The organism is Streptomyces sp. P6-2-1 (assembly GCF_050613165.1).
Classification (GTDB): domain Bacteria; phylum Actinomycetota; class Actinomycetes; order Streptomycetales; family Streptomycetaceae; genus Streptomyces.
This window is the reverse complement of sequence record NZ_CP192513.1, coordinates 6,718,441-6,744,965: the sequence shown is the minus strand read 5'-3', so window position 1 is coordinate 6,744,965 and position 26,525 is coordinate 6,718,441. Positions and strand designations below refer to the sequence as shown.

Genomic DNA, 26,525 nt, shown 5'->3' with positions numbered 1-26,525 from the left:
ACCCGTTCTCACGCACGGCGGTACGCCGCCCGCGAACGACGGTGGCGGCGGGGCCCTGACGACGGCGGCCCACCGGGCCGTCGACGGCTCACGGTTCCGACGAGAGGACCTTTCAGGCCGACTCCCCCGCGCCACCCCCACCAGGCCCGGCCTCACCCCGCCCCCGAGCACACGGCCGCCCCCGGACACAGCCGCTGCCCCACCCACCCGGACGACGAACGCGGCGCGCAGGGCGGCACGCCTCGCCGGGACACGCTTCCGCCCCGGCAGGGCGGCACGCCTCGCCGCGGGCAGGCACTTCCGCCTCGGCGGGGCGCCGCGCGGGCGGGTGCGGCGCCCGCGTACGGCGGGCTGTGGACGGGCGCGCGCCGCGCCCCGTCCCCGTCCCCGCCTCCGTCGGGTCTCAGCCGGTGACCGCGTCCACCAGGGCCAGCTCCCTGACCCTCGCGGCCGGGCCCGGGCGGGCGTAGTACCAGCCCTGGGCCGTGTCGCAGCCGAGTTCGCGGAGCTGGTCGGCCTGGGCGCTCGTCTCGACGCCCTCGACCGTGACGGCGAGATCGAGGCTGTGCGCGAGCGCGACGATGCCCTCGACGATCTTGAGGTCGACGGGATCGGCGGGGAACTGCTGCATCCCCTGCGTGAAGGCGCGGTCGAGTTTGAGGACGCTCACCGGGAGGCGGCGCAGGTTGGCGAGGTTCGAGTACCCGGTGCCGAAGTCGTCGAGCGCGATGTCGACGCCCATCTCGGCGAGCCGCCGCAGCGGTTTGAGGAGGGCGTCGTCGGCGCCGATGAGCGCGGACTCGGTGACCTCCAGGCACAGTGCCCCCGGCGGGAGCCCCGTGCGTTCGAGGATCTCGACGGTGTCGGCGACGAGGCGCGGGTGCTGGAGCTGGCACGGCGAGAGGTTGACGTTGACCCGCAGCGGCGCCGGGCCCCCGTGCTCCTCCTGCCAGAGCCTGGCCTGCCGCGCGGACTCGTCGAGCACCCAGCGGCCGAGCGGCACGATGAGCCCGGTGTGCTCGGCGAGCGGGATGAAGCGGTCGGGACTGATCGTGCCGTGCTGCGGGTGCGACCACCGCACGAGCGCCTCCGCGCCGTGCACCGTGCCGTCGCCGAGGTCCACGAGCGGCTGGTACTCGATGAAGAACTCGCCGCGCTCCAGCGCCGCAGGCAGCGAGGTCGTCAGCCCGTGCCGGGTGATGGCGCGCGCGTCGGCCTCGGGGTCGGCGATCTCGTAGCGGTTGCCGCCCGCCGCCTTGGCCCGGTACATCGTGATGTCGGCGCTGCGCAGCACCTCGGCGGGGCCGCGCTTGCCGCCCGCGGGGCCCTCCACGATGCCGATGCTGCCGCGCACGGTCAGTTCCCTGCCGTCCACGCGCACCGGCGTGGCCAGGGCCTGCATCATGCGCCCGGCCAGCTCGTGGACCTCCTCGCGGGCCCCTGGCCCGGTCGTGAGCGCGACGAACTCGTCGCCGCCGATACGCGCGACGATCTCGCCCGCGCCGCCCGCGCAGCCCTGGAGCCGGTCGGCGACCTCGACGAGGAGCCGGTCGCCCGCGTCGTGGCCGAGGCTGTCGTTGATCGTCTTGAAACCGTCGAGGTCCAGGTAGCAGAGACCGAAACGGTTGTCCTCGCCCGCCTGGAGCGCCTTGTCGAGGCGTTCGAAGAAGAGCGTGCGGTTGGGCAGCCCGGTGAGCGCGTCGTGCGTCGCCTCGTACCGCAGGCGGAGGTTGAGGAGGCGTCGTTCGGTGGTGTCCTCGAGAAGCGCGAGCTGGTAGAGCGGGCGGCCCTGGTCGTCACGCAGGAGCGAGACGGTGAGGTTGGTCCACAGGACGGTGCCGTCGTGGCGGTAGAAGGGCTTCTCCGCCTGGAAGTACTCACGCGTCCCCTTGACCAGCTCCTCGTACAGGCGCCAGACGGTCGGTGAGTCGTCGGGGTGCGCCCATTCGCGGACGTTGGAGCCGCGCAGCGAGCTGACGAGACCGCCGAACATCCCGGCGAGCGCGTCGTTCGCCTCGACGATGACGCCGTCCATGTCGGCGATGCTGATGCCGAGCGCCGCGCCTTCGAAGACGGCGCGGAAGCGCGCCTCGCTCACGTGCAGGGCCCGCTCCACGGCGGCGCGCGCGCCGAGCGCGGCACGCGAGATCGCCTCCTGCTCGCTGCGGGTGCGCTCGCGCAGTGCCCCGGCGAAACCGGCCGCCATCGCGTGCTGGATGCGGGCGCCGCGCGCGGCGAGGTCCTCGTGCGGCCCGTCGTCCCCGCAGTACAGGACGAGGTAGGCGTCGACGACGTCGAGGGTGCGGCTGAGCGTCTCCGGGTCGGTGCAGTGCGCGGCGACGAGTGCGGCGCCGATGCCGCGCGCCTCCTCGGCGTCGAAGACGCGGGCGTGCAGCGCGGCGCGCAGGCGGTGGGCGAGCGGCAGGAGCAGCGTCTCGAACTCGGGGCGGGTCAGTGAGGTCGCGGTGAGCGGGAAGAGGGCGCGGCTCCAGATGGTCGCGAACCTGCCGACGCGGTCGGCGGGCTCGTCCCTGGTCCCGCCCGTCCCGCTTGCCTCGCTCACGCCTTGCGCCCCACGCCCGCGTACCCGGAATTCGCGTACGGGTCCGGTTCCTCCCCGGCCGCCTGCTCGGGCCGCCACTCCGCCATCGGTACGAGGCCGGGGTCGACGAGTTCGGTGCCCGCGAAGAAGCGGCCGATCTCCTCGGCGGTGCGCATGATGAGCGGGTTGCGGATGTCGCGGTAGACGTCGACGGCGCCGCTCGCCTCCTGGCGCGAGGTGGGAATGTGCTCGTAGGCGGCGTGCGTGAGGATCAGCATGCTGCCCGGGGCGAGCGCGTCGAGGAGTTCGGCGACGGGGGCCGCCGGGTTCTCGCTGTCCTCGATGAAGTGGAGCACGGCGACGAGGAGGAGCGCGACGGGCCGCTCCAGGTCGATGAGTTCGCCGAAGGCGGGGGCGCCGAGGATCTCGGCGGGCTTGCGCAGGTCGGCGGCGATGACGCTGGCGAGCGGGTCGCCGTCGAGTACGGCCTCGCTGTGCGCCACGGCGACGGGGTCGTGGTCGACGTAGACGACGCGGGCTTCGGGGGCGAGGGCGCGGGCGACTTCGTGGACGCTGCCGAAGGTCGGGATGCCGGAGCCGATGTCGAGGAACTGCGTGACGCCTTCGGAGACGGCGTAGCGCACCGCGCGCCGCATGAAGGCACGATTCGCCTGCATGATCTTGGGGAGCCCCGGCAGGTGGGCCATCGCGCGCCGCGCCGCCTCGCGGTCGACCTCGAAGTTGTGCGAGCCGCCCAGGTAGTAGTCGTAGATCCGGGAGACGCTCGGAACCGTTATGTCGATTCCCTGCGGGGCCCAGGCGGGTCGCTCCATCGGTGCTCCAAGTCGCTGCGGGTGGGGGCCGGGGTGGCCGAAGCCGGTGCTGGGGTGCGGTGCTCGTTTCTCCGGGTGAGGCGCCCCGCTCGCGCGTGGTGTCCCGGGCTCCGGGGCTCTCGCGCGCGGGTGAGGTCGCCTGCGCAGAGGCTACTGATCAGGCGCCAGAAGAGCGAGCAAAAACGGAAAATGACCGTCCGTTCCCGGTCATCACCTGGGCGGCGGTGACACGGGCTGCCTTTCCCTCACCCCGCTGGCGGTCCGCCAGCACTTTACGTCGCCGGGGCCCCCGCCGAAAACGGGGTCGGCCGCGTGCGCCCACCCGAACTGCGGTCGAAGCAGGCCGACTTGGCGAAGGTGACGGACAAGTTTTCATATGGCGCGGCGAATTAGCGGCAATTCATCCGATTCGTCCTGGCCGGTGCGGGACGAAAACCGGCCGGAGCGCGACGGGGGCGCATTTTCGGGAAACTGAGCGTTCGCGTGCGCTTTCGTTCGCTTGCTCACGGAATTCGTCTGACTTTATCGCCGTGGAGGGAACGGTTTCCAGCGGGTTCGTGACGCTCACGGACGAAGCGTCCGCTTCCGCACACGTTACCGGCGGGTGTTTCACCCGTGCGCCGCACCCCGTGACCCGTCCGCCCGGCAGCGGGGGCGGAGCGCGGCGCGGCTCCCTAGCGTCGGGCCCGGTGCGGGTGTTCCTGCCCGCGCAGCGCCCGCGCCTGGGAGGCTCGTATGCGCCCGGTACGTACCGGCTCCGCCGTGCTCGTCGCTGTCACGGCTCTGGCCGGTTCCCTGCCCCCCGCGGCCTTCGCGGACGGGGCCCCTTCCCCGCTCACCGCCACCGTTCGCCCGTCGACGGTGATCCCTGGTGCCCAGGTCCGCGTGGCGGTACGGGGCTGCGCGGGCCCTACGACGGTCCGCTCGGCACTCTTCGCCCCGCGCACCCTCGCCCCCGGCGCCTCCGCCCTCGTGACGGTCTCCACCGGGGCCCGCCACGGCACCACGTACGACCTCACCTTCGACTGCGCCGACGGCCGCCAGCACCGCGCCCGCCTGAAGGTGGCGGAGGGGGGCGGCGAGATCTCCGAGACGTCGCGCCCGCGCGAGGAGACGCCGGAGGCCGGGGTGCGCCCCGGCAAGGAGGCCGGTACGGGGACGGGCGCGGCCCCCGCGCCTTCGCGCGTTCCGGAACGTGCCCCGGAACGCGCCCAGGACAAGGGGGTGCGTGCGGGAGCGGGCGGCGGTGTCTCGGGCACCTTCTCGACGGGCCACCTGGCGCTCGGCGCGCTGCTCGTGGCGGGCGTGCTGGCCTACGCGTACCGCAGGAGCAGGCCCTAGCGGGTGGAGCGGTCCCGTCCGCCACAGTGGTGCGGTGACCGACAGCGAGGACGCGCTCCTCCCGCAGGCGTGGGACGAGCCCTGGTACCCGGTCCGCACCCACCGATCCTCGCCTCGTTCCTCCCCGCCGCCCACGAGGACCTGGACGCCGTCCGCGACGTGGACGTCGAGGTGGTGCTGACCGCTGACGGCAGCCGCTGGAGCGCGTCGGTGTTCACGCTCGCCGAGGTGGCGCTGTCGATGGAGCGGTGGTCCCGGACGGGCGAGGCGCGGGCCGGCGCCTTCTTCTGGAGCGCCGGCGGCCTGATCGTCAGGGACCCCGGCGTCCGCGCCGTCACGCGGGTGCTCTCGGGCCTCCTGGACACGGGGACTTCGCGCTGATTCTCCAGCGGCTCGACAGCGGGAGCAGCGAGGGCGGCGGGAGCAGCGAGGGCGGCCGGAGCGATACGGAGGGCGAGGGCGCGCAGGAGCCCGCGTGAGACGGGCCGGTCCGGCGCGAGCCCACGGTCCCGGCAGGCGGTGGGCCCGCCCCGCTCACCGCGCCTGCGGTGCCGCCACTCCGCGCCGCGTCCGCAGTGCCGCCGCGCGGGCCGCACGGTCCTCGGCGCGGCGGCGGAGCCACAGGACGCCGCCGCCGAGTACCGCGGCGACGACGAGGCCGCCGCCGACCGCCATGTCGGCCGGGCTCGCACGGTGGGAGGACGCGCCGCCGACGCCGCCGTGGACCGCGCCGCGGAAGACCGTGAAGGCGGCGGGACGGGTCAACTGCCCGCCGGGGCAGCGGGCCGTCACGTCGAACCGCCCCGGCCGCGAACCGGGGCCGAGCGTGAGCGCCGCCGTCGCGCTGTCCCCGCCGTCGACCGGGCGCAGCCGGGTGGAAGGGAAGCCGGGCGAGTCGACGGTGCCGCCCCCGCAGGCCCGTACGACGACCGTGACCTTCCCGCCGAGCGGGACCGACGCGGGGGTCACCACGATCTCCTGCGGGCCGTCGCCGCCCTGCCCCGCCCAGGCGGGCGCACCGCCTCCGAGGGCGACGACGACGGCACAGCCTGCGGCCAGGGCGGCGGGGATGGTGCGCATGGAAGCCCTCCGGTGAAGCGGGCGCCCCGGGGTCCGTCCCCGGCGGTCGGTGGCGGCCCCCGCACCACGACCCTTCGTCGCGGCGCCCCCCGCCGCACCCGGGGGTACGCCGCCCCGGTGCACCTTTCGCCCCGTCGGTCCAGCGGGCGCGGCGCGGTGGATCGCCCTCGCGCCCGCGTACGTTCCCGGCCGCGCCACCCGTTCGCCCATCCCCCGTCGCCGCTCCCGTCCCCCGCGCCTAGCGTGCTGCCCGTACCGGGAGATCCCGGGCCCTGCCGCGGGAGGAGGAGCCGATGGAGGCGCAGGCCGGGCGGGGGAAAGTGCGGGGGCGGGCGCCCTGGGGCGTGCTCGCGCTCGTGCTGCTGACGGGGATCGCGCTGCTCAGGGACGGCTCGGGCGAGCACGTGAGCGCGCCGCCGCAGCCCGCGCGCGCGGCGGCGCCCGGGAGCGCCTCACCGGCCACGGGGAAGGCGCGGGGGCTCAGTTTCTCGCGGCCCCGGCGGGTGCGCGTGGCGGACATCCGGGTGAACGCGCCGGTGCGGCCCGTGGGGCTCGACGCGCAGGGCTGGGTGCAGGCGCCGCCGCCCGCCGAACGCAATCTCGTGGGCTGGTTCACCGGCAGCGTCTCGCCCGGGGAACGGGGTCCGGCCGTGCTCGTCGGGCACGTCGACAACGAGGAGGGCCCCGCGGTCTTCTACGGCCTCGGGGCGCTGCGCAAGGGGCGGCACATCGCGGTCGAGCGGGCGGACGGGCGGACGGTGCTCTTCGAGGTGTACGGGGTCGAGGTCTTCGCCCAGGACGACTTCCCCGGCGAGCGCGTGTACGGGGCAACGGCGGGCCCCGAGCTGCGGGTCATCACGTGCGGCGGGGCGTACCACAGGGGTACGGGGTACGACGGCAACGTCGTCGTCTTCGCACGGATGGTGGGCTCGGCCAAGTGAGCCGGGGGGCGCTCACCCCCGTGGCGCGTTCGCCCGCAACCGCGTCGCGATCGGACGCAGCAGCTCCCCCAGCGCGCGGACGCCCTCGGGCGGCAGGTGGTCGAGCACCTGGGCACGGATCTCGTCCATGTGTCCCGCCGCGGCTGCCAGGAAGACCCGGCGCCCCTCGCTCGTGAGCGAGACGTAGCGGTGCGCGCCGCGCCGTTCACGCGTGAGGAGGTCGCGTCCTTCCAGGCGGGTGACCGTGTGCGACAGGCGCGAGTAGGAGCCCGAGGTGATCTCGACCAGTTCGGTCATCGGGGCGGTGCGCCCGGGCGCGCGGTACAGCGTGAGCAGCACCGCGTAGTCGTAGTGCCCGAGCCCCGCGTCCCGCCGCAGCCGCTGGTCCATGACGGCGGGCAGGAGCTGCGCGACGAGGTGGAGTTGCGTCCACGCGTCCTCCTCATCGGCGCTGAGCACGGGCCTGTGGGCCATTCCGCTTCCCCTCCACGATTCGGCACTTGACCATTCAAGTAATCGCTCCCTACCGTAGCACTTGAACGCTCAAGTAGAGCGGCAGCACCGACCGGAAGAAGCACCACCCATGCCCCTCGCCACCCCCTCCCCCGTCGTCTCCGTCAAGCCCCTCACGCTGCCCGCCCCCGGCCGGGGCACCGCGCTGCGGATACGCGTCTCCGCGCCCGCGAGCGGCGAGCGGCTGCCCGTCGTGCTCTTCGCGCACGGCTTCGGCTCCTCGCTGGAGGGCTACGGGCCGCTCACCGACCACTGGGCGGCACACGGTTTCGTGGTGATCCAGCCGACCCACCTCGACGCGAAGGCGCTGGGCCTCGCGGCGGACGATCCGCGCCGCCCCCGGTTCTGGCGCTTCCGGGTCGAGGACATGCAGCGCGTCCTGGACCACCTCGGCGAGGTCGTGGCGGCGGTGCCGGGGCTCGCGGGGCGCGTCGACACCGGCCGGATCGCGGCGGCGGGGCACTCCTTCGGCGGCCAGACAGCGGGCGTGCTGCTCGGCCTGCGGGTGACCGACCCGGAGACGGGCGCGGCGGACGACCTGTCGGACCCGCGCGTCGCCGCGGGCGTGCTGCTCGCCACGGCGGGCAGCGGCGGCGCTGATCTCACGCCCTTCGCCACGACGCACCTGCCGTGGCTGCGCGGCCAGGACTTCTCGGCGCTGCGCCGCCCCGCGCTCGTCGTGGCGGGGGACGCGGACGACCTCCCGCTGTCGGTGCGGGGAGCGGAGTGGACGAAGGACCCCTACACGCTCAGCCCGGCACCGAAGAGCCTGCTCACGGTGCACGGCGGGGAGCACTCGCTGGGCGGGATTCCCGGCTACGGGTCCGCCGAGACCACCGACGCCGACCCGGAGCGGCTCGCCCTCGTCCAGGACGTCACCACGGCCTACCTGCACGACGTGCTCGGCACCGACGGCACGGCCTGGGAGAGGACGCGCGCGCGACTGGCGGGCGGGAGGCACCCGTCGGGGCGCCTGGACGTGAAGGAGCCGCCTACAGCAGCCGCGCGTCCGGCTGGACCAGGTCCCAGCCGGCGGTCCTGAGCCGGGGCAGGAGGTGCCGCAGCGCCGCGACGGTCTGGGCGCGGTCGCCGCCGCCGTCGTGGCACAGGACGACAGCGCCCGGGCGGGCCCCGGCGAGGACGCGGCGGGTGAGCGTGGCGGTGCCGGGGCGGGACCAGTCCTCGGTGTCGACGCTCCAGGCGAGCGGCTCCATGCCGTGCCTGGCCCCGAGCCTGTACACGGCGCGGTCCCACTCGCCGTAGGGGGCGCGGAACCAGGCGGGGTCGCGGCCCGTGGCCCGGCGGACGGTCTCGCTCGTGCGGGCGATCTGCTCCTCGACCGCCGCGTGCCCGAGCCCGGTGAGCCTGCGGTGGTCCCAGGTGTGGTTGCCGATGAGGTGGCCCGCGTCGGTGATGCGGCGAAGGAGCGCCGGGTGTTTCGCCGCCTCCCTGCCGCACACGAAGAACGTCGCGCGGACCCCGTGCTCGGCGAGCACGGCGAGCACCTCGGGGGTCCAGCGCGGGTCCGGGCCGTCGTCGAAGGTGAGCGCGAGCGCGTGCCCGGCGTGCGAGAGCCGCGAGAAGGGCGCGCCGCGGACCGGGGGCGCGGGAGCGGGGGCGGTGGAGGCCGGGCCGGGCGGGGCCGTACGAGGGCCGGGGGCGGGCTCGGGGGGCTTCGCGTCGTGCTCCTCGGGGGGCGGCAGTGCCCGGTGCGCGCGCGGCGAGGGGAGGCGGCGGGGCGGGGCGGTCGCCGCCCGGGAAGGCTCCGCGTCCGCCCCTCCCGCGCAGGCCGCGACGGGGGCGAGAGCGAGGAGCCCGGCCGTGCGCAGCAGCGCGCGGCGCGTGGGGGCGCCGGGGGCGGGATCCGTTTCGCGGCGGGGCGCGACTGTGCTTCGTACCGCAGGCATGGCCCGATCCCTCGCACTCCGGACACCTCGGGCACCGGCGCAACGCCGTCGCACGCCGCGGGGTACACCCGGCCGGACCAGCCCTGTGACCAGCCGGGGACAGGCACTAACCTCACTGCGTGACCGAACAGAAGCCATCCCAGTTCGAACGCGGCACCGACGGACCGAAAGTGATCGTGGTCGGCGTCGACGGTTCCGCTTCCTCCTTCCGCGCGGCGGCGTACGGAGGCGGACTGGCCAGGCGGCAGGGCGCGCTCCTCGCCTTCGTGTACGTGCAGCCGCTGCTCGCCGCCGGGGCGGCGATGGGCGCCCCCGTGGCCGAGACGACCGACGAGATCGCCGAGTCGCTCATGGAGGAACTCCGCCACGGCACGGAGATGTTCAAGGGCATCTTCGACCTGCGCTGGGAGTTCCACACCTTCCGCGGCGACCCCTACACGGGCCTCGTGACCGCGGCGGACGAGCTGAAGGCGGACGCGGTGGTGGTGGGCGCCTCCGAACAAGCGGGCCACCGCTTCGTGGGCTCGGTCGCCGTCCGCCTGGTGAAGACGGGCCGCTGGCCGGTGACGGTGGTCCCGTAGGCGCTTTCAGGTCCCACCGATCCCGCCCCGCCTCTTCCGCCCCCGCCACCCGCGACGGCATAGTGACGCCCCGTCGATCCGTCGTCGTCGCCGGGAGGATGATTCCGTGCCGGGTCTGTGGAGCACCCAGGGTGTCCTGCGCCGCAAGCCGATCGAGGGGATCGAGCAGCCGGAGGGCGGAGGCGGCGGGCTGAGCCGCAGCCTCGGCCTGTGGCAGCTCACCGCGATCGGGGTCGGCGGCATCATCGGCGCGGGCATCTTCACGCTCGCGGGGACGGTCGCACACGGCACGGCCGGGCCCGCCGTCCTGTTCTCGTTCCTCATCGCGGGCGTCGCGAGCGCGGCGGCGGCACTGAGCTACGCGGAGTTCGCGGGACTCATCCCGAAGGCGGGTTCGGCCTATACGTACGGGTACGCGGTGCTCGGCGAGCTGGTCGGCTGGTTCATCGGCTGGGACCTGCTCCTGGAGTACACCGCGATCGTCGCGGTGGTCGCGATCGGGATCTCGGGGTACTTCGGCTTCCTGCTCGACGACATGGGCGTCGAGCTGCCGAAGTGGATGCTGGGGGCGCCGGGGACCGGTGACGGGCACCGGGTCGACCTCTTCGCCGTGGTGCTGTGCCTGCTCATCGCGTACCTGCTCACGCTCGGCATCAAGAACGCGGCGCGCTTCGAGATGATCGTCGTGGTGCTCAAGGTGGTCGTGGTCCTCGTCGTGATCGGTGTGGGCGTCTTCCACATCTCGTCGGGGAACTACCACCCGTTCTTCCCGTTCGGCGTGAGCGGTACCTTCACCGGCGCCGCGACCGTCTTCTTCGCGGTCTTCGGCTACGACGCGATGTCCACCGCCGCCGAGGAGTCGAAGGACTCGCAGCGGCACATGCCGAAGGCGATCCTGTACTCGCTCGGGATCTCGATGGTGCTGTATGTGCTCGCCTGCCTCGTCCTGACGGGGATGCAGCACTACACGGACATCGACCCGGAGAGCGGCTTCTCCAGCGCGTTCAAGTCGGTCGGGCTCGGCGGGCTCGCCGACGTCATCGCCGTCGGCGCGATCATCGGCATCCTCACGGTGATGTTCACCTTCATGCTCGGCGTGACGCGTGTGTTCTTCTCGATGAGCCGCGACGGGCTGCTGCCCGCGTGGTTCGCGAAGACGCACCCGAAGCGGAAGGTCCCGACGCGGGTCACGTGGATCGCCGGGGTCGTCTCCGCGGTGATCGCGGGCATCCTGCCGATCGGCGAGGCGGCGGAACTCACGAACATCGGCATCCTGCTCGCGTTCGTCGTCGTGTGCGTCGCCGTCGTCGTGCTGCGCTACCGCAAGCCGGACCTGCCGCGCACCTTCCGCACCCCGTGGATGCCGGTCGTCCCCGCCATCGGGGTCGTCTTCTCGATCTGGCTCGTGACCTTCCTGCAATGGCAGACGTGGGTGCGTTTCGCCGTGTGGTTCGTCATCGGTCTCGTCGTGTACTTCGGCTACTCGTACCGGCGTTCGGCGCTGGCGCGGGAACACTCCGGGCGGTAACGGTACGGGCGGGGGCGCCGGGCGGCGCGGCGGTACGGGGCGCGGCGCCGCGATCCGCCCGAGGGCGCCCCCGCGCCCGTACCACCGCGCCCGCCGCCCGCCGCGCCCCGCCACCCCGCCCGGCGGGGACTCAGTGGCCCTCCACGAGCCCGTCCTTCGCCGCGCCCCTGCTGAGGACGACCTCACGCAGGCGGTCGCGGACGGCGGTCAGGTCGCGGCCCTTCGCGATCGCGTCGTTCACGTCGACGACGCGGTTGACCGCGAGGTCGTACCACTGCGGCAGGAACTCGGCCTTCGTGACCTCCCAGCGGGCGCCGGGCTTCGCGGGCGGGGTGAAGGTGAAGCGGCCGAGCGTGCCCTCGTTGCCACGCGGGTCGTGCACGTCGTCGTAGTTGATCATCCGGCCGGCGATCTGGTCGCCCATGCCGTAGATCACCCACGTGCCGTTGACCTTCTCGTACGCCTGCGGGACGTGCGCGTGCGTGCCGATGACGAGGTCGATGTCGGGGCGCTCGCCCGTGCGCGAGGCGGTGAGCGCCTGGGCGAGCTGGCGCTGCTGGGCGTCGGGGGCGGTCTGCCACTCGGTGCCCCAGTGCATGCTCACGACGACGATGTCGGCGCCCGCCTCGCGCGCGGCGCGGGCGTCCTGGACGACGCGGCCCTCGTCGATGAGCCGGACGGTCCAGGGCGCGTCCTTCGGCAGCGGGATGTCGTTCGTGCCGTACGTGTAGCTGAGCTGGGCGACCTTCGCCCCGCCCGCCGTGAGCCACGCGGGCCTGTGCGCCTCGGCTTCGCTGCGTCCGGTGCCCGCGTGCGCGATGCCCGCGCGGTCGAGTGCGCCGAGGGTGCGCGAGACGCCCGCTGCGCCGTCGTCGAGGCTGTGGTTCGACGCGGTCGAGCAGGAGTCGTAGCCGGTCGCCGCGAGGGCGGTGGCGACCTGGGGCGGCGAGACGAAGGCGGGGTAGCCGGTGTAGGGGCCGTCCTCGTCCCCGTACACCGTCTCCATGTGACAGATCGCCAGGTCGGCGCGCGAGACGACGGGGTTGACGCCCGAGAGCATCGGGCGGAAGTCGTAGCCCTTGCCGCCCGCGTCGGCGCGCGCCTGCTGGATGACGGAGTCGTGCGGGAGGACGTCGCCCGAGGCGAGGAGCGTGAAGGGGCGGCGCGCCGCGGACGGGGACGGCGAGGCGGACGAGGGGGCGGCCTGGGCGCCGCCCGCGCCGTGCGGGGACGGGGCGCCGGGCGAGCCGGTCAGCCCGGCGCAGGCGGTCGCCGTCGAGGCGAGACCGGCGAGCAGCAGGACGGCCCGCAGGCGGGTGGAGCCGGGTCGGGAGCGGACCGCGCGGGGGCGGGGGGTACGGGGCATGACGACCTCCGGGGGGCGACATACAAAGGTAAATATGACAAAACGACAAGACAGAGCCCCGTGTCGGTGCGCAAGCTCCCATTCCGGACGGCGCGCGAATGCGACCGCAACAGACCCGACCCCCCGGCGCACGCGCCCCCGTACGCGCCGCCCCCCGCTCCCCCGCCACCCCCTACGCGCTGTTGCCGACCGTTCGTCGCACCGCTCGTCGAGCGCTTCGACCGCCCGTCGCACAGCCACGTACGGCGTATGTGCGCCCGGCGGCGGACTGCGCTGGCATACGGCCATGACACCGCCGACGACGACGATGCCTGCCGCCCTTGCCGCCATCCCGCGCCAGCGCTCCCCGCGCCCCGCCGGAGCGCGCGACGCCGACAGGGAGCGGCCCCGCGAGGTCACGGGGGAACGCGAACTCGCCGAGTTGCAGCGGGCGCACGGCCCGGCGCTCTTCGCGCTCCTGCTCCGCCTGTGCGACGGGGACAGGCAGCGGGCCGAGGACCTCGCGCAGGAGACCTTCGTACGGGCCTGGCAGCACCCCGAGGCACTGCGCCGCGCCGACTACGCCTCGGTGCGGCCCTGGCTCTTCACCGTCGGGCGGCGGCTCGCGATCGACGCGCGCCGGGCCCGCAGGGCACGCCCCGCCGAGGTCGGTGAGGTACTGCTCGACCACGCGCCGCTCTGCGCCGACCACGCCGACCGCTCCGCCGCGGCGCTCGACGTGCGCGAGGCGCTGCGCGGGCTGAGCCGCGAGCACAGGGACGTCCTCGTCGAGGTGTACTTCAGGGGCGCGAGCGTCGCCGAGGCGGCGGCCACCCTCGGCATCCCCGCGGGCACCGTCAAATCACGCGCCTACTACGCGCTGCGCTCCCTGCGGGCGGTTCTGCCCGGATACACCCCTGCGGCGTATTGAAACCGGACACTGAGTCAAGTCTTCGCAAAGGGGCTTGCCGTGACCGCCCCTCGGGTAATCGGCTGTACTCGTCGATCTGAGGAGGACGTACGCGATGGGCAACGGGAGCGGGGAGACGGCCGGCACCGGCACACTCGTGGTTCCGATGGGCTGGCTGTACGCCGAGTACATCGCCGATGAGCTGCTGCGCAGCGGGGACCTGATGCCCCCGGACTCCTTCGAGTTCCGCGCGGGCCGCGAGGCGCTCGCGCTCACGGTCTACCTGGCGGACACCGAGGACGAGCTGAGCGGCATCCGGGTCATCACCCAGCTGGAGACCTGGCTCGCGCTCACCGCGCACGACCAGCCGTGGCAGGACTGGGTCGCCGAGCGGCTCGCCGAGGCCGCCGCGGCCCCCCGGGGGCCGCGCCGCCGCGCCGAACTGCGCCTCGCGCGCGGCGCCTGGCAGTGGCTCCACGAGACGGAGCTGCTCGCCCCCGACCTGGACGCGGTACCCGGCGGGGCCGCGGTGCCCGAGGAGGAGCGGCCGAAGGTGTGGACGGCGGCGTGGCGGCTCGGGCTGCCCCTCGGGCACCTGGCGATCCACCTGTTCTGAGCCCGCGACCGGGGCCGCACCCGCCGGGACGCCGCGGCCCCGGGTCCCCGGCGCTCAGGCCCGGTTCTGCATCGGGGTCGAGTGCACCCCCGGGTGGTACTTCGGCAGCCGGACCGTGATCCGCGTGCCCGCGCCCACGCCCGTCTCGATCACGAGGCCGTGGTCCTCGCCGAACACCTGCCGCAGCCGCTCGTCCACGTTGAGGAGACCGATCCCCGCCCCCGGGCCGCCCTCGCCGCGCAGGATGCGGCGCAACCGCTCGGGGTCCATGCCCACGCCGTCGTCCTCGATGACGACCTCCGCCTCCGCGCCCGCGTCCCGCGCCCCGATCGTGATGCGGCTGCGCGTCACCGCACCCTCCAGGCCGTGCTTGACGGCGTTCTCGACGAGCGGTTGCAGGCACAGGTACGGGAGCGAGACGGGCAGCACCTCGGGGGCGATCTGGAGCGTCACCGAGAGCCGGTCGCCGAAGCGGGCCCGGACCAGGGCGAGGTACTGGTCGATCGAGTGCAGCTCGTCGGCGAGCGTCGTGAAGTCGCCGTGGCTGCGGAACGAGTAACGGGCGAAATCCGCGAACTGGAGCAGCAGTTCGCGGGCCCGCTCGGGATCGGTCCGCACGAACGAGGCGATCGCCGCGAGCGAGTTGAAGAGGAAGTGCGGGGATATCTGGGCCCGCAGTGCCTTGATCTCGGCCTCGATCAGGCGCGTACGGGACTTGTCCAGCTCGGCGAGTTCGAGCTGCACCGAGACCCAGCGGGCCACTTCGTCGAGTGCGCGCGCGAGGACGGCGGACTCGCGCGGCGCGTACGTGACGAGGGCGCCGAGCACGCGGTCCTCGACCACGACGGGCGCGGCCACCGCCCAGCGGGACGTGCAGCCCGCTTCGGGCGCGCAGCCGCAGTCGAAGGCGGCGCTGCGCCCGTGCGCGAGCACCCCGCCCAGGCGCGCGGGCAGGTGCGCGGCGTGGTGCTCGCCGTGCCCGGCCCAGGCGAGCACACGGTCCTCGTCGGTGAGGCACAGGGCTTCGGTGCCGAGGAGCGTACGGAGCCTGCGCAGCGCCTTGCGCGCGCCCTCCTCGCCGAGGTCGGCGAGCCCGGCGCGCAGCGGGGGCGCGGCGAGCGAGGCGGTGTGCAGGGTCTCGAAGGTCGCGCGTTCGACGGGGGTCCCGAGGTCGCTGCGGCCCGCGGGGTGGGCGGTGCGGCGCCCCAGGAGGAAGCCTCCGGCGAGGAGGAAGGGGCACAGCGCGAGCAGCAGGGCGGTGGCGGTCACGGGCGCTCTCCCCGGGCGGTCACGGGCGTTCCCCGGGTGGTCCGGACGGTTCCTCCTCGGCGCGCAGCGCCTCGGGCAGGTGGAGGCGGGTCATCGTGGCGCCCGCGTGCGGCGGGAGGCTCTTCGGGGTCGCGAGCGAGACGAGGATCATCGCGAGGAAGCCGACGGGAACGCTCCAGACGGCGGGCCAGGCGAGGAGGGTGTGCAGCCATCCGGTGCGGACCAGCCCCGCGACGGTGAGCGCGACCGCGAGGAGCGCGCTGCCGCCGCCCGCGACGAGCCCGGCGAGGGCGCCCGGCGGGGTGAGACGGTGCCACCAGATACCGAGCACGAGCAGCGGGCAGAACGACGAGGCGGAGACGGCGAAGGCCATGCCGACCGCGTCGGCGACGGGCACCCCGGCGACGAGCAGCGAGCCCGCGAGCGGCACACCGACGGAGACCACGGCGGCGAGCCGGAAGTGGCGCAGTCCGCGCGGCGGCAGGACGTCCTGCGTGAGGACCCCGGTGACGGCCATCGTGAGCCCGGAAGCGGTGGAGAGGAACGCGGCGAAGGCGCCGCCCGCGACGAGCGCGCCGAGCAGGTCGCCGCCGAGGCCGCCGACGACACGGCCCGGGAGCAGCAGCACGGCGGCGTCGGCGTCCTGGGTGCGGCTCAGCTCCGGCGCGTAGTGGGTGCCGAGCCAGCCGTAGAGCGGCGGGAGGACGTAGAAGGCGCCGAGGAGGGCGAGGACGACGACGGTCGTGCGGCGCGCGGTGCGCCCGTCGGGGCTCGTGTAGAAGCGGACGACGACGTGCGGGAGGCCCATCGTGCCGAGGAACGTCGCGACGATGAGCCCGTACGTCGCGTAGAGCGGGTGGTCGGCGCGGCTCGTGGCGAGCGGCTGCCCCGAACCGGCCCCGCCGAGGTAGGTGCTCTCGGCGGGGAGCGCCGCGGGCACCGCCGGGTCGCCGTGCGCGGCGAGCAGGAGGAAGAAGGCGGGGACGAGGAGCGCGGTGAGTTTCAGCCAGTACTGGAAGGCCTGCACGAAGGTGATGCTGCGCATCCCGCCCGCCGCGACGGCGAGGACGACGACGGTCGCGACGAGCGCGCCGCCGAACCAGCGCGGCGCCCCCGTGAGGATCGCGAGCGTGAGCCCTGCGCCCTGGAGCTGGGGCAGCAGGTAGAGCCAGCCGACGCCCACGACGCAACCGCTCACGGCCCGCCGCACGGTGGCCGATTCGAGGCGGCCCTCGGCGAAGTCGGGGAGCGTGTACGCGCCCGAGCGGCGCAGGGGCGCCGCGACGAGCAGGAGCAGCACGAGGTACCCGGCGGTGTAGCCGACGGGGTACCAGAGCATGTCGGGGCCGTGCAGGAGGACGAGGCCGGCGATGCCGAGGAAGGACGCGGCGGAGAGGTACTCGCCGCTGATCGCGGCCGCGTTGAGCGCGGGGCCCACGGTGCGCGAGGCGACGTAGAAGTCGGATGTGGTGCGCGAGACACGCAGGCCGAAACCGCCGATGAGGACGGTCGCGAGAACGACGACGGCGACGGCGGGAATGGCGTACGCCTGGTTCACGCGGCACCGTGCCCGTCGTCGGCCGCGCGGGGAAGCGGCACGGGTCCGAGGGGCTCCTGCGGGTGCTCGGCGCCGCGTACGAGGCGGGCGAAGTCGCGTTCGTTGCGCTCGGCCCTGCGTACGTAGGCCCACGCGAGGGCGACGAGCACCGGGTAGCAGGCGAAGCCGAGGACCGCCCAGCTCGTGGCGGGGCTGCGCAGGGCGCCGAGGAAGAGCGGGAGCGTGACGACGGGCAGCGCGAGCACGGCGAGCGCGGCGAGGCCCGTGCGCAACTGGCTGCGCATGAGGGAACGCACGTAGGTGGCGCCGAGCGGGGTCTGCTCGTGGATCTCCAGTTGCGTGCGCCGCCCCGCGGGCCTGCGCACTGCCTTGCGGTCCCCCGTCACGACCTCACGGCGGGGAGCTTGCTCTGCGGGCACGGGCGGAGTGTAGGGGCCCGAGGGGCTCGCGGGAAAGTGGCGAGGTCGCTCAGGGTCCCGCGGGGGCTACGCGGGGTACGTGCTCCAGGTGTGTCCCGGCGAGGAGTTCGGCGTGCGTGATGCTGAAGTCGCCGTTGGGGAGCGGCTCTTCGTAGCGGCGGCCCACGACTCTCGTGGGCAGGAAGGCGCGCAGGGCGTGGCGCGTCGCGGGCGGGTGGGCGACGGGCGCGCCCCAGCCCTCGGGGGCCTCGTCGGTCGAGAACAGCACCCAGTGGTCGGTGGGCACGTGGGCGGTGAGGTCGGGGGCGCCGCCGGTGTGGCTGTCCAGGGCGGGGACCGTGAGGACGTCGGGGTCGAGCGGCTCGTACCAGAGCAGGAGCGGTTTCGCGGTGCGGGCCTCGGCGTTGTCGAAGCAGCAGATCGCGAAGGTGTGCGCCGGGAAGTGCTCGGCGTAGAAGGCGAGGAGTCCGGGGTCGAGTGCGGGGCGGCGGCGGGCGGGAACGCGGTGGAGCGCGGCGGGGACGTCGGTGGGGTCGGCGGCGAGGAGCACGGTGTAGACGTCGTGCTCGAAGACCTGCACGGAGCGCGGGGCTTCGAAGTCCATCCAGTCCATGCCCCCGGCGGCGGCGCGGCGCGGGCGCACGGCGTCGACCATGCGGCGCAGGATGCCGTCGTCGCCCGCGGTGCCGAGGAAGTGACCGGGGGTCAGCGCGCGGGCGGGCAGGTGCAGGATCATCGCGTTGGGCCCTTCCGCGTGGTTCTCGGCGGTGTTCTGGTAGCCGAGTACGTGGACGAGACCGTGGCGCTCGTGGCGCAGGCGCCCGCAGTAGAGGGTCGTGCCGGAGAAGGCGGCGGGTGCCGCAGATATGCACATGCGCGGCAGCGTACGCGGCACCGCGCCCCGGGTCAGCCTCCCGCGCGCTTCGCGCGGCCCCGCGCCCCCGGGTCAGCCTCCCGCGCGTTTGAGGAGCAGTTCGCGCAGGCGGCTCGCGTGGCGGCGCGAGACGGCGAGCACCGCCGTGCCGATGCGGACGCTCATGCCGCCGCCGTCGAGGCGCAGTTCCTCGACGCGGTGGAGGGCGACGAGGTGGCTGCGGTGGATGCGGACGAATCCGTGCGGCTGCCAGCGCTCTTCGAGCGTGGTGAGCGGGACGCGCACGAGGTGGCTGCCGTCGGCGGTGTGCAGGCGCGCGTAGTCGCCCTGGGCCTCGACGTACGCGATGTCGGCGACGGGCACGAGGCGCGTCACGCCGCCGAGTTCGACGGGGATGTGCGCGGCGGTCGTGGTGGCGGGGAGCGCGGGGCGCGGGGCGCGGGCCTCGACGCGTTCGGCGACACGGCGCACGGCCTCGGCGAGGCGGTCCCTGCGGACCGGTTTGAGGACGTAGTCGACGGCCTTGAGGTCGAAGGCGGTGACCGCGAAGTCCTCGTGCGCGGTGACGAAGACGACGAGCGGGGGCCGCGCGAACCCGGCGAGCAGCCGTGCGACGTCGAGCCCGGAGAGCCCGGCCATGCGGATGTCGAGGAAGAGCACGTCGACCGGATCGGCGCCGCCCCCGTCCTCCATCCCCTGCCCGAGCCTGCGCAGCGCCTCGGTCGCGTCGGTGGCGCCCTCGGCGCTCGTGACGCGCGGGTCGGCCCGCAGCAGGTAGAGCAGTTCCGCGAGCGCGGGTTCCTCGTCGTCGACGGCCAGTACGCGCAGCATGGCGCAGGAGTCTAGGCGGTACGGGCCCCGGGCGACCCTGGGGCGGAGCCACCTTCTGGCGTCAGCACGGCGATGGGCCCGTACGAGCGCGAGGTGGTGGCGTGCCGCCTCCTCACGGGAGGGCTCGCCGGGGACGCGTTTGCGCGCCGGGGACGCGGACCGTGAGGTCCACCGTCGCTTCGTCGCCCGGGCCGAGCCCGTGCGGGGCGCGGACCGCCTTCTTGAGGGGGAGGAGGTAGCCGCCTTCGCGCGGGATGAGGGAGGTCGTGAAGGCGGTGCCCGCGAGGCGGGCCTCGACGGGGACGCAGCCCCAGCCGTAGCTGGCGAAGGCGGCGGCCTCGCGGAGATCGTCGGCCTGGTCGTCGGGGAGCGGGAGGAAGAAGAAGGGCGCGGGGCCGCGCCACTCGATGACGCGGGCGGAGAAGGAGGCGTCCACGGGTACCCCTGTCGGTCGCTTGCCGGTCGCTTGCGGGCGGTCGGCCGCAGGGTACCCGGGGCTGCGACAGGGGCGGAGGCGCGGGAGCCGGGGAGGGCGGCGGGGGCGTGCGGGGGCGGGCGGGGGCGGGCTACTTGAGGAGGCGGGACAGGCGCCGGTCGGCGAGGGGTTTGCCGCCGGTCTGGCAGGTCGGGCAGTACTGGAGCGAGGAGTCGGCGAAGGAGACCTCGCGGATCGTGTCGCCGCAGACGGGGCAGGGCTCGCCCGTGCGGCCGTGCACGCGCAGGCCGCTCTTCTTCTCCGCCTTGAGGCGGCCCGCCGCGACGCCCCGCGAGCGGGCGACCGCCTCGGTGAGGGTCGTGCGCAGGGCCTCGTACAGGCGGCTCGTCTCCTCCTCGGTGAGGTGGCCCGCGCTCTTGAACGGGGACAGCTTCGCCGCGTGCAGGATCTCGTCGCTGTACGCGTTGCCGACCCCGGCGATGAGGCTCTGGTCGCGCAGGGCGCCCTTGAGCCGGCGGCGCTCGCCACGCAGCAGCCCGGCGAAGGCGGCACGGTCGAAGCCGGGGGCGAGCGGGTCGGGCCCGAGGCGGGCGATGCCGGGGACGGACCGCGGGTCGTCGACCACGTAAACCGCGAGGCGTTTCTGCGTACCGGCCTCGGTGAGGTCGAAGCCGGAGCCGTCGTCGAGGACGAGGCGCAGCGCGAGCGGGCCGCGTCCCGGCTTCGGCGGCGTGTCGGGGATCTTGTCCTGCCACCTGAGCCAGCCCGCGCGGGCGAGGTGCGTCACGAGGTGGGGGCCGCCGTTCGTGACGAGGTCGAGGAACTTCCCGTACCGCCGCACATCCGTGACCTCGTGCCCCACGAGGGCGCTCGGCGGCGGGTCGTAGGTCTTGAGCACGTTGACCGCGACGGGCAGGACGCGCGTGGGGGTGCGGCCGACGAGGTGGTCGTCGAGGAAGTCCCGCAGGGCCTCGACCTCGGGCAGTTCGGGCATGGCTCCCAGACTGCCTCCGCCGCGGCGCGAAAGCCAGCGCTCGGGCGGAGCCCCGCGTCACTCCTCGCCCGGCCTGCGCACCTCGAACTCGCACCACACGCACTTGCCCGCGCCCCGCGCCTCGACGCCCCACGCGTCCGCGAGCATGTCGACGAGCATGAGCCCGCGCCCCGACTGGCCCTCCGCGTCCGCCTGGCGCCGCCTCGGCAGCGCGCTCGACGAGTCCTCGACCTCGACCCGCAGGCGGCGCACGACCCCGGTGAGCACGCGGAGCGTGACGAGGGACGGGCCCTCCGTGTGGGTGAGCGCGTTGACGACGAGTTCGTCCGTGGCGAGTTCGATGTCATCCGCGCGGGCGCCCGCGCCCCAGGAGCGGACGGCGGAGCGGATCATGCGGCGCGCCTCGGCGAGGTCGCGCGGGTCGCCGGGCGAGACGTGCTGCTGGAGCCTGCCGCCGTAGAGCGGGGCGCCCGCGGTGGCGCGGCGGCGCAGGAGCAGCACGGCGACGTCGTCCTCGCCGCCGCGCCGCTCGACGCTCGTCGTGAGCAGGTCGGCGAGCAGCCGCAGGTCGCGCGGCCCGGTGCGCAGCCGTGTCGCGAGTGTCGCGAAGCCGTCGTCGAGGTCGTCCCCGGGGACTTCCACGAGCCCGTCGGTGCACAGGAGCAGGGTGGCGCCGGGGTCCAGCTCCAGGGTCGACACGGGGTAGTCGAGGGCGCCGAACTGCGAGGAGAGCCCGAGCGGGAGCCCGCCGGGCACGGGCACGCGGCGGGCCGAGCCGTCGGGGGCCATGAGGAAGGGGTCGAGGTGTCCGGCGCGTACGAGCTGGAGGACTCCCGTGCTGAGGTCGGCCTCGGCGTAGAGGCAGGTCGCGAAGCGGTCGGTGTCGAGTTCGTCGAGGAAGAGCGAGGTGCGGGCCATGACGGTCGCCGGGGGGTGGCCCTCGGCCGCGTAGGCGCGCAGCGCGATGCGGAGCTGGCCCATGACGGCCGCGGCGTGCGTGTCGTGGCCCTGGACGTCGCCGATGACGGCCCCGGTGCGCCCGCCGGGGAGCGGTACGAGGTCGTACCAGTCGCCGCCGACGTCGCGGCCCGCGCTCGCCGCGCGGTAGCGCACCGCGACCTCGGCGCCGCGGACCTCGGGGATGGTGCGCGGGAGCATCGCCTGCTGGAGGCCCTGGGCGAGGTCCTTCTCCTGCTCGTAGAGCATGGCGCGCTGGAGGCTCTGCGCGAGGCTGCTGCCGAGCGCGATGAGGACGTTGCGCTCCTCGGCGGTGAAGGCGTGGGCCTGCCGGTAGAAGAGGCCGAGCGAGCCGATCGGCTCGCCCTGCGCCACGAGCGGCAGGTACGCGGCCGAGGCGAGCCCGAGGTGGCTGATGCGGCTCCACAGCTCGGGGTAGGTGACGGCGAAGGTGTCGGCGTCCTCCAGGTAGACGGGGCGCAGGGTGCGCACGACGTCGCTCATGGGGTACGGCTCGTCGACGCGGGTCCAGCGGGTGCCGGGGACGAAGCCGCCGCTGGGGCCGTCGGCGACGAGCCGGATGCGGCCCTGTTCGAGGAGGCCGACGACGAGCGAGTCGGCGCCGAGACGCACGAGGCCGTCCTGTTCGCGCAGGACGTCGAGGACGTCCCCGACGGTGCGCGCGGCGGCGAGCGCCGCCGTGGTGCGCTCGACGACGCTCGTGCGACGGCGCAGTTCCGAGGCCTGCTCGCGGCGCGCGGTGGTGTCGCTCAGCTCCTGCGTCGCGTCGCGGACGATGCCGAAGACCCGACGAGCCCTGCCGTCGGCGTCGCGGCGGATGTAGCCCTGGGTGTGGGTCCAGCGCAGCGAGCCGTCCGCCTGGCGGATACGGAAGTACCCGGCGTAGGTCTCGTGGCCCGAGGTGATGGCGTCCTTGACCACGGCCGCCATCCGGTCGCGCTCGGCGCGGGGCATCTGCGCGGACGCGGTGGTGGCGAGGTCGTCGAAGCGCTCGGCGCGCAGTTCGAAGACGGCGAGTGCCTGCTGGTCCATGTGCATGCGGCCGCTGTCGAGGTCCCAGTCGAAGCTGCCCATGCGGTTCATGGCGAGGATCGGGTCGGGGTGGGCCGGCCAGTCCTCGGGACAGGCTGCGGCGCTGTCCGGCGTGCCGACCGGGGACGGCGCGCTCTCGCGGCGCGGCGCGGCCTCCGGGCGGGGGCCGGTGGTCGCGCCGTGTCGCATCGCTCCCGGTTCTGCCATGAAGCCCCCTAGGCCCTCGTCCGGCTCTCGCCGGGTGGTGCGCGTCCTCGCTGCGAGGACCCGCTCCCGAAAGGTAGGTTTTATACCATTTTGCTCCGTTGTGGCGCCCAAGAACAGCCCCGGCGCCGGATTCACGGGCCCTGCCGCGCGGCCCCCGCGCACCGGCGCGAGGCCCCTCGCGCGCCCTCCCCCGCCCTCACCCCCTCCGCCCCTGGCCGAGCCGCACGCTCCGCGCGGTCTCCTCGCCACCCTCCGTCGGGGTCTCGCCGGGGTCCGTGGAGGGGGCCACGGTCTCCCAGGGCCCGGAGGAATCGGGGCTCGGCTCCTCATCGGGCGGCTCGGTGGGGGGCGCGCTCGGCGGCGCGCTCGGCTCCCGTACCGCGTGGTCGTGGGTGCCGTCGTCGCCCACGGGCCGCTCCACCCAGCGGCCGCGCGCGGGGTCGGCGAGGGTGAGCACGGCGAGGGCGCGCGCCGCGGGCGCGACGGCGCGGACCTCGCCCGCCTCGTACCCCTTCCAGCGGGTGCCGCGCGGCGTCCCGAGGGTGCCGCCCGCCTGCCCGAGCGGGTTGCCGCAGGCGCAGCGCACCCGGGGCACGCCGTGCGCGTCGACGAGCACGGCGGTGCCGGACTGGAGGACGGCGCGGTACGTGGTGACCTCGCCCTTCGCGTAGCCGTGCGCCGTGACCAGGGTGTCGGCGCGCAGCACGACGGGGGTCAGGTCGTCGAGCCAGCGGCCGAGCCCGGCGGCGGGCGTCCCCGCCGCGCGGGCGAAGGCGGTGGCGCGCGGGCGGTCGGCCGTGAGGAGCCTGGACTGGGCGCGGACGTCACACCCGGTACGGGGCGGCAGGCCCGCGTAGAGCCCGGGGGTGTCCCCCGCGACCAGACGCGGCCTGTCGTCCTTGCCGCCCTCACCCTTCGGCAGTGGCTGCTCCGTCCGGGTGAGCGGGGTGGGTGCCGCGCGCGTCGCCGAGGCGGTGAAGGGGTCGGGCCCGCGCGCACCGGCGGACTCCAGGACGGGGCCGGTGACCGCCTCGGCACGCAGCCCCGCGGCGCCGCACCCGGCGGCCCCGAGGCCGAACAGGGCGAGCGCGCCGAAGGCGAGGACGGCGGGGGTCGTCCGGAGAGCTGTGCGCACGGTGTCCTCCCGGCTCGGGCGGCGCCCCCGGTGGGCACGACCGCTCGGACCCGGCACGGTCCGCGCGGGGCCGCTCCGGGTGCTGCGCCATTGTGTGCCGGGCGGGACGGAACGGCGCAAACGGGAGGAATCATCCCGCTCGGCCGGTCAGCCCCCGTACCCCGCGGCGCCCGCCTTCCGCTCCGCCGCCCAGTACGCGCCGTCCGGGTAGCGGTACGTCGCGAGCGAGTCGGGGCGCATCTCGGCGGAGAAGCCGGGGGTCTCGGGTGCGCGGTAGTGGGCGCGGTCGATGACGACGGGGGCGCGGAAGTGCGCGTGGAGGTGGTCCACGTACTCGATGGCGCGGTCCTCCGTGGTGCCCGAGAGCGCCACGTAGTCGAACATGGACAGGTGCTGGACGAGTTCGCACAGCCCCACTCCCCCGGCGTGCGGGCAGACGGGGACGCCGTGCTTGGCGGCGAGCAGGAGGATCGCGAGGTTCTCGTTGACGCCGCCTACGCGGGCCGCGTCGATCTGCACGACGTCGACGGCCCCGGCCTGGAGCAGCTGCTTGAAGACGACGCGGTTGGCGACGTGCTCGCCCGTCGCGACCCGGACCGGGGCGACGGCGCGGCGGATCGCGGCGTGGCCGAGCACGTCGTCGGGGCTCGTCGGCTCCTCGATCCAGTACGGCGCGTACGGCGCGAGCGCGCGTACCCAGGTCACGGCACGCTCGACGTCCCAGCGCTGGTTGGCGTCGAGCGCGAGCCGCACGTCGGGGCCGATCGCCGCGCGCGCGACGCGGCAGCGCCTGATGTCGTCGGCGAGGTCGGCGCCGACCTTGAGCTTGATCTGGCGGAAGCCGTCGGCGACGGCCTCGCGGGCGAGCCGTTCGAGTTTCGCGTCGTCGTAGCCGAGCCAGCCGGGCGAGGTGGTGTAGGCGGGGTAGCCCTCGGCGCGCAGGCGCGCGGTGCGCGCGGCGGCGCCCTCGCGCCCCCGGGTGAGGAGGGCGAGGGCCTCCGCGGGCGTGAGCGCGTCGCTGAGGTAGCGGAAGTCGACCTGGGAGACGAGCCAGGCGGGCTCGGCCTCGGCGAGCAGCCGCCACAGCGGCAGCCCGCGCCGCTTCGCCGCGAGGTCCCACACCGCGTTGAGCACCGCCCCGATCGCCATGTGCATCACGCCCTTCTCCGGCCCCAGCCACCGCAGTTGGCTGTCCCCGACGAGGTCGCCCGCGAGGCTCGCCGGGTCGGCGCACAGCGCGTCGACGGAGCGGCCGAGCACGTAGGGGCGCAGCGCGTCGATCGCCGCGACCTGCACCTCGTTGCCCCGCCCGATGGTGAAGGCGAAGCCGTGCCCCTCGTGTCCGTCGTCCGCGTCGGTGCGCAGCACGACGTAGGCGGCGGAGTAGTCGGGGTCCGGGTTCATCGCGTCGGAGCCGTCCAGCTCGCGGGAGGTGGGGAAGCGGACGTCGAGCGTGTCGACGGCGGTGACGCGGGCGGGCGTAGCGGTCACGGGTGACCTCTCTCGGTCGGGGCGACGGGGCACGTACCGGAGCACACCGGCACCTGCGCACGGCAGGACCGGCGGGGGCCGCGGCTTGGGGCGGGCGGGAGCCGCGGGGCGAGCGCCGCGGGACGGGCGGGCCCGGCGGCGGGGGCGCGGCTCAGTCCTGCGCGCGCCCGGTCGTCACCCGGGCCAGGATCAGCGCGACGAGGATGATGCCGCCGTAGATCGCCTGGGTCCACGGGGCGGGGACCTGGGCGAGGGTCAGGAGGTTCTGCACGACGCCGAGGAGCAGGACCCCGGTGAGCGCGCCGAACATCGTGCCCTTGCCGCCGTCGAGGCTGATGCCGCCGATGACGGCGGCGGCGAACACGGTGAAGATCATGTTCTGGCCCTGGTTGGCGTTGATCGCGCCGACGTACCCCGTCTGCATGAGCCCGCCGAGCGCGGCGAGCAGCCCGGCGACGACGAACACGCCGAGCATGACGCGCTCGACCCGCACCCCGGCCGCGCGTGCCGCCTCGGGGTTGCCGCCGATCGCGTAGAGCGCGCGCCCGACGCGGTGGTACGTGAGGAAGAGCCCCGCGAGCGCGAAGCAGACGGCGGCCACCCACACCGAGAGCGGGACGCGCAGCAGCGTCGTGGTGGAGAGCGTGTAGAAGGCGTCGGGCATCCCGAAGAGCGTCTTGCCGTCCGTGGAGCCGACGAGGAGCCCGCGCAGGACGATGAGCATCGCGAGCGTGACGATGAAGGCGTTGAGCTTGAGCCTGACGACGAGGAAGCCGTTGAACGCGCCGATGAGTGCCCCGGCGACGAGGACGGCGAGGAGCGCGAGCCAGGTGGGCACCTCGGTGCCGAAACCGGCGGCGCTCGCCGGGAGGACGAGCATCGCGCCGACCGCGGGGGCCATCCCGACGACCGATTCGAGCGAGAGGTCGAACTTCCCCGTGATGAGGACGAGGGACTCGGCGAGGACGACGAGCGCGAGCGCGGCCGAGGCGCCGAGCACGGAGATGAGGTTCGCCTCGGTGAGGAAGGCGTCGTTGAGTACGGCGCCGAGCACGAGGAGCAGCACCAGGGCGGGCACGAGGGCGAGTTCGCGCGCGCGGCGCAGGAGCACGGAACGCGTTCCCGGCGGGCCGGCCGTCTTCGCGCGGGTCTCGGTGGGCATGG

25 protein-coding genes are annotated in these 26,525 nt (G+C 74.7%); 8 read left to right on the top strand and 17 right to left on the bottom strand.

The window, feature by feature from the left end:
* Positions 1 to 403 precede the first annotated feature (403 nt).
* Both ACQYWQ_RS28385 and ACQYWQ_RS28380 read right to left on the bottom strand, forming a co-directional pair.
* Positions 404 to 2,563 carry a putative bifunctional diguanylate cyclase/phosphodiesterase gene (locus tag ACQYWQ_RS28385; RefSeq protein ID WP_431038616.1) on the bottom strand — a complete coding sequence of 720 codons (2,160 nt, stop codon included), beginning with the start codon at positions 2,561 to 2,563 and terminating at the stop codon, positions 404 to 406.
* Entirely contained in the window at positions 2,560 to 3,375 is an 816-nt protein-coding gene (locus tag ACQYWQ_RS28380; RefSeq protein ID WP_431038614.1) for an SAM-dependent methyltransferase, read from the bottom strand. Before ACQYWQ_RS28380 ends, ACQYWQ_RS28385 begins: the two co-directional genes overlap by 4 nt.
* Before the next feature lie 735 nt (positions 3,376 to 4,110).
* On the opposite strand from ACQYWQ_RS28380, the gene ACQYWQ_RS28375 reads away from it, so the two are divergent.
* Both ACQYWQ_RS28375 and ACQYWQ_RS28370 read left to right on the top strand, forming a co-directional pair.
* Positions 4,111 to 4,716, top strand: a complete 606-nt coding sequence (locus ACQYWQ_RS28375; RefSeq protein WP_431038612.1) for a hypothetical protein — start codon at positions 4,111 to 4,113, stop codon at positions 4,714 to 4,716.
* Between the two features lie 69 nt (positions 4,717 to 4,785).
* Positions 4,786 to 5,097: a hypothetical protein gene (locus ACQYWQ_RS28370; protein ID WP_431038610.1), complete on the top strand. Its 312-nt coding sequence runs from the start codon at positions 4,786 to 4,788 to the stop codon at positions 5,095 to 5,097.
* A 153-nt stretch (positions 5,098 to 5,250) separates the two neighbouring features.
* On the opposite strand, the gene ACQYWQ_RS28365 is transcribed toward ACQYWQ_RS28370, so the two are convergent.
* Positions 5,251 to 5,796, bottom strand: a complete 546-nt coding sequence (locus ACQYWQ_RS28365) for a hypothetical protein (protein ID WP_431038608.1) — start codon at positions 5,794 to 5,796, stop codon at positions 5,251 to 5,253.
* A gap of 293 nt (positions 5,797 to 6,089) precedes the next feature.
* Between ACQYWQ_RS28365 and ACQYWQ_RS28360 the strand changes: the two genes are divergently transcribed.
* On the top strand, positions 6,090 to 6,737 hold the full coding sequence (locus ACQYWQ_RS28360) for a class F sortase (protein WP_431038606.1): 648 nt from the start codon (positions 6,090 to 6,092) through the stop codon (positions 6,735 to 6,737).
* 12 nt (positions 6,738 to 6,749) lie between these two features.
* Here ACQYWQ_RS28360 and ACQYWQ_RS28355 read toward each other — a convergent pair whose 3' ends face one another.
* Positions 6,750 to 7,211, bottom strand: a complete 462-nt coding sequence (locus tag ACQYWQ_RS28355; RefSeq protein ID WP_431038604.1) for a MarR family winged helix-turn-helix transcriptional regulator — start codon at positions 7,209 to 7,211, stop codon at positions 6,750 to 6,752.
* Positions 7,212 to 7,320: 109 nt separating this feature from the next.
* Here ACQYWQ_RS28355 and ACQYWQ_RS28350 point away from each other — a divergent pair, with 109 nt between their 5' ends.
* Positions 7,321 to 8,292, top strand: a complete 972-nt coding sequence (locus ACQYWQ_RS28350; protein ID WP_431038602.1) for an alpha/beta hydrolase family protein — start codon at positions 7,321 to 7,323, stop codon at positions 8,290 to 8,292.
* On the opposite strand, the gene ACQYWQ_RS28345 is transcribed toward ACQYWQ_RS28350, so the two are convergent.
* Positions 8,243 to 9,157, bottom strand: a complete 915-nt coding sequence (locus ACQYWQ_RS28345; RefSeq protein ID WP_431038600.1) for a polysaccharide deacetylase family protein — start codon at positions 9,155 to 9,157, stop codon at positions 8,243 to 8,245. The genes ACQYWQ_RS28350 and ACQYWQ_RS28345 overlap by 50 nt on opposite strands.
* A gap of 119 nt (positions 9,158 to 9,276) precedes the next feature.
* Between ACQYWQ_RS28345 and ACQYWQ_RS28340 the strand changes: the two genes are divergently transcribed.
* Positions 9,277 to 9,738 (top strand): universal stress protein, encoded by a 462-nt coding sequence (locus tag ACQYWQ_RS28340; protein ID WP_431038598.1) that lies wholly within the window; start codon positions 9,277 to 9,279, stop codon positions 9,736 to 9,738.
* A gap of 106 nt (positions 9,739 to 9,844) precedes the next feature.
* Entirely contained in the window at positions 9,845 to 11,266 is a 1,422-nt protein-coding gene (locus ACQYWQ_RS28335; protein ID WP_431038597.1) for an amino acid permease, read from the top strand.
* Positions 11,267 to 11,396: 130 nt separating this feature from the next.
* On the opposite strand, the gene ACQYWQ_RS28330 is transcribed toward ACQYWQ_RS28335, so the two are convergent.
* Positions 11,397 to 12,632 carry a CapA family protein gene (locus ACQYWQ_RS28330; protein WP_431038596.1) on the bottom strand — a complete coding sequence of 412 codons (1,236 nt, stop codon included), beginning with the start codon at positions 12,630 to 12,632 and terminating at the stop codon, positions 11,397 to 11,399.
* Between the two features lie 286 nt (positions 12,633 to 12,918).
* Here ACQYWQ_RS28330 and ACQYWQ_RS28325 point away from each other — a divergent pair, with 286 nt between their 5' ends.
* Positions 12,919 to 13,542 carry a sigma-70 family RNA polymerase sigma factor gene (locus ACQYWQ_RS28325; protein WP_431038594.1) on the top strand — a complete coding sequence of 208 codons (624 nt, stop codon included), beginning with the start codon at positions 12,919 to 12,921 and terminating at the stop codon, positions 13,540 to 13,542.
* Positions 13,543 to 13,636: 94 nt separating this feature from the next.
* Positions 13,637 to 14,137 carry a hypothetical protein gene (locus tag ACQYWQ_RS28320; RefSeq protein WP_431038593.1) on the top strand — a complete coding sequence of 167 codons (501 nt, stop codon included), beginning with the start codon at positions 13,637 to 13,639 and terminating at the stop codon, positions 14,135 to 14,137.
* A gap of 54 nt (positions 14,138 to 14,191) precedes the next feature.
* Here ACQYWQ_RS28320 and ACQYWQ_RS28315 read toward each other — a convergent pair whose 3' ends face one another.
* The 11 genes from ACQYWQ_RS28315 to ACQYWQ_RS28265 all read right to left on the bottom strand — a co-directional run bounded on the left by ACQYWQ_RS28315 (position 14,192) and on the right by ACQYWQ_RS28265 (position 26,523).
* The gene (locus ACQYWQ_RS28315) at positions 14,192 to 15,406 is read right to left on the bottom strand and encodes a histidine kinase (RefSeq protein WP_431038591.1); all 1,215 of its coding nucleotides are present in this window, start codon (positions 15,404 to 15,406) and stop codon (positions 14,192 to 14,194) included.
* A 19-nt stretch (positions 15,407 to 15,425) separates the two neighbouring features.
* Positions 15,426 to 16,964, bottom strand: a complete 1,539-nt coding sequence (locus tag ACQYWQ_RS28310; protein ID WP_431038589.1) for a cation acetate symporter — start codon at positions 16,962 to 16,964, stop codon at positions 15,426 to 15,428.
* The gene (locus ACQYWQ_RS28305; protein WP_431039388.1) at positions 16,961 to 17,350 is read right to left on the bottom strand and encodes a hypothetical protein; all 390 of its coding nucleotides are present in this window, start codon (positions 17,348 to 17,350) and stop codon (positions 16,961 to 16,963) included. The genes ACQYWQ_RS28310 and ACQYWQ_RS28305 overlap by 4 nt, the downstream gene beginning before the upstream one ends.
* Before the next feature lie 82 nt (positions 17,351 to 17,432).
* Entirely contained in the window at positions 17,433 to 18,257 is an 825-nt protein-coding gene (locus ACQYWQ_RS28300; RefSeq protein ID WP_431038588.1) for a hypothetical protein, read from the bottom strand.
* 72 nt (positions 18,258 to 18,329) lie between these two features.
* On the bottom strand, positions 18,330 to 19,088 hold the full coding sequence (locus ACQYWQ_RS28295; RefSeq protein WP_431038586.1) for a LytR/AlgR family response regulator transcription factor: 759 nt from the start codon (positions 19,086 to 19,088) through the stop codon (positions 18,330 to 18,332).
* Between the two features lie 112 nt (positions 19,089 to 19,200).
* Positions 19,201 to 19,524, bottom strand: a complete 324-nt coding sequence (locus ACQYWQ_RS28290) for a DUF1905 domain-containing protein (RefSeq protein ID WP_431038585.1) — start codon at positions 19,522 to 19,524, stop codon at positions 19,201 to 19,203.
* Positions 19,525 to 19,654: 130 nt separating this feature from the next.
* Positions 19,655 to 20,518: an Fpg/Nei family DNA glycosylase gene (locus ACQYWQ_RS28285; protein ID WP_431038583.1), complete on the bottom strand. Its 864-nt coding sequence runs from the start codon at positions 20,516 to 20,518 to the stop codon at positions 19,655 to 19,657.
* 57 nt (positions 20,519 to 20,575) lie between these two features.
* Positions 20,576 to 22,717: a SpoIIE family protein phosphatase gene (locus ACQYWQ_RS28280; RefSeq protein WP_431039387.1), complete on the bottom strand. Its 2,142-nt coding sequence runs from the start codon at positions 22,715 to 22,717 to the stop codon at positions 20,576 to 20,578.
* Between the two features lie 214 nt (positions 22,718 to 22,931).
* Entirely contained in the window at positions 22,932 to 23,870 is a 939-nt protein-coding gene (locus ACQYWQ_RS28275; RefSeq protein WP_431038581.1) for a DUF6777 domain-containing protein, read from the bottom strand.
* A gap of 147 nt (positions 23,871 to 24,017) precedes the next feature.
* Positions 24,018 to 25,361, bottom strand: a complete 1,344-nt coding sequence (locus ACQYWQ_RS28270; RefSeq protein WP_431038579.1) for an enolase C-terminal domain-like protein — start codon at positions 25,359 to 25,361, stop codon at positions 24,018 to 24,020.
* 151 nt (positions 25,362 to 25,512) lie between these two features.
* Positions 25,513 to 26,523 carry an ABC transporter permease gene (locus ACQYWQ_RS28265; RefSeq protein ID WP_431039386.1) on the bottom strand — a complete coding sequence of 337 codons (1,011 nt, stop codon included), beginning with the start codon at positions 26,521 to 26,523 and terminating at the stop codon, positions 25,513 to 25,515.
* Between the last annotated feature and the right edge of the window lie 2 nt (positions 26,524 to 26,525).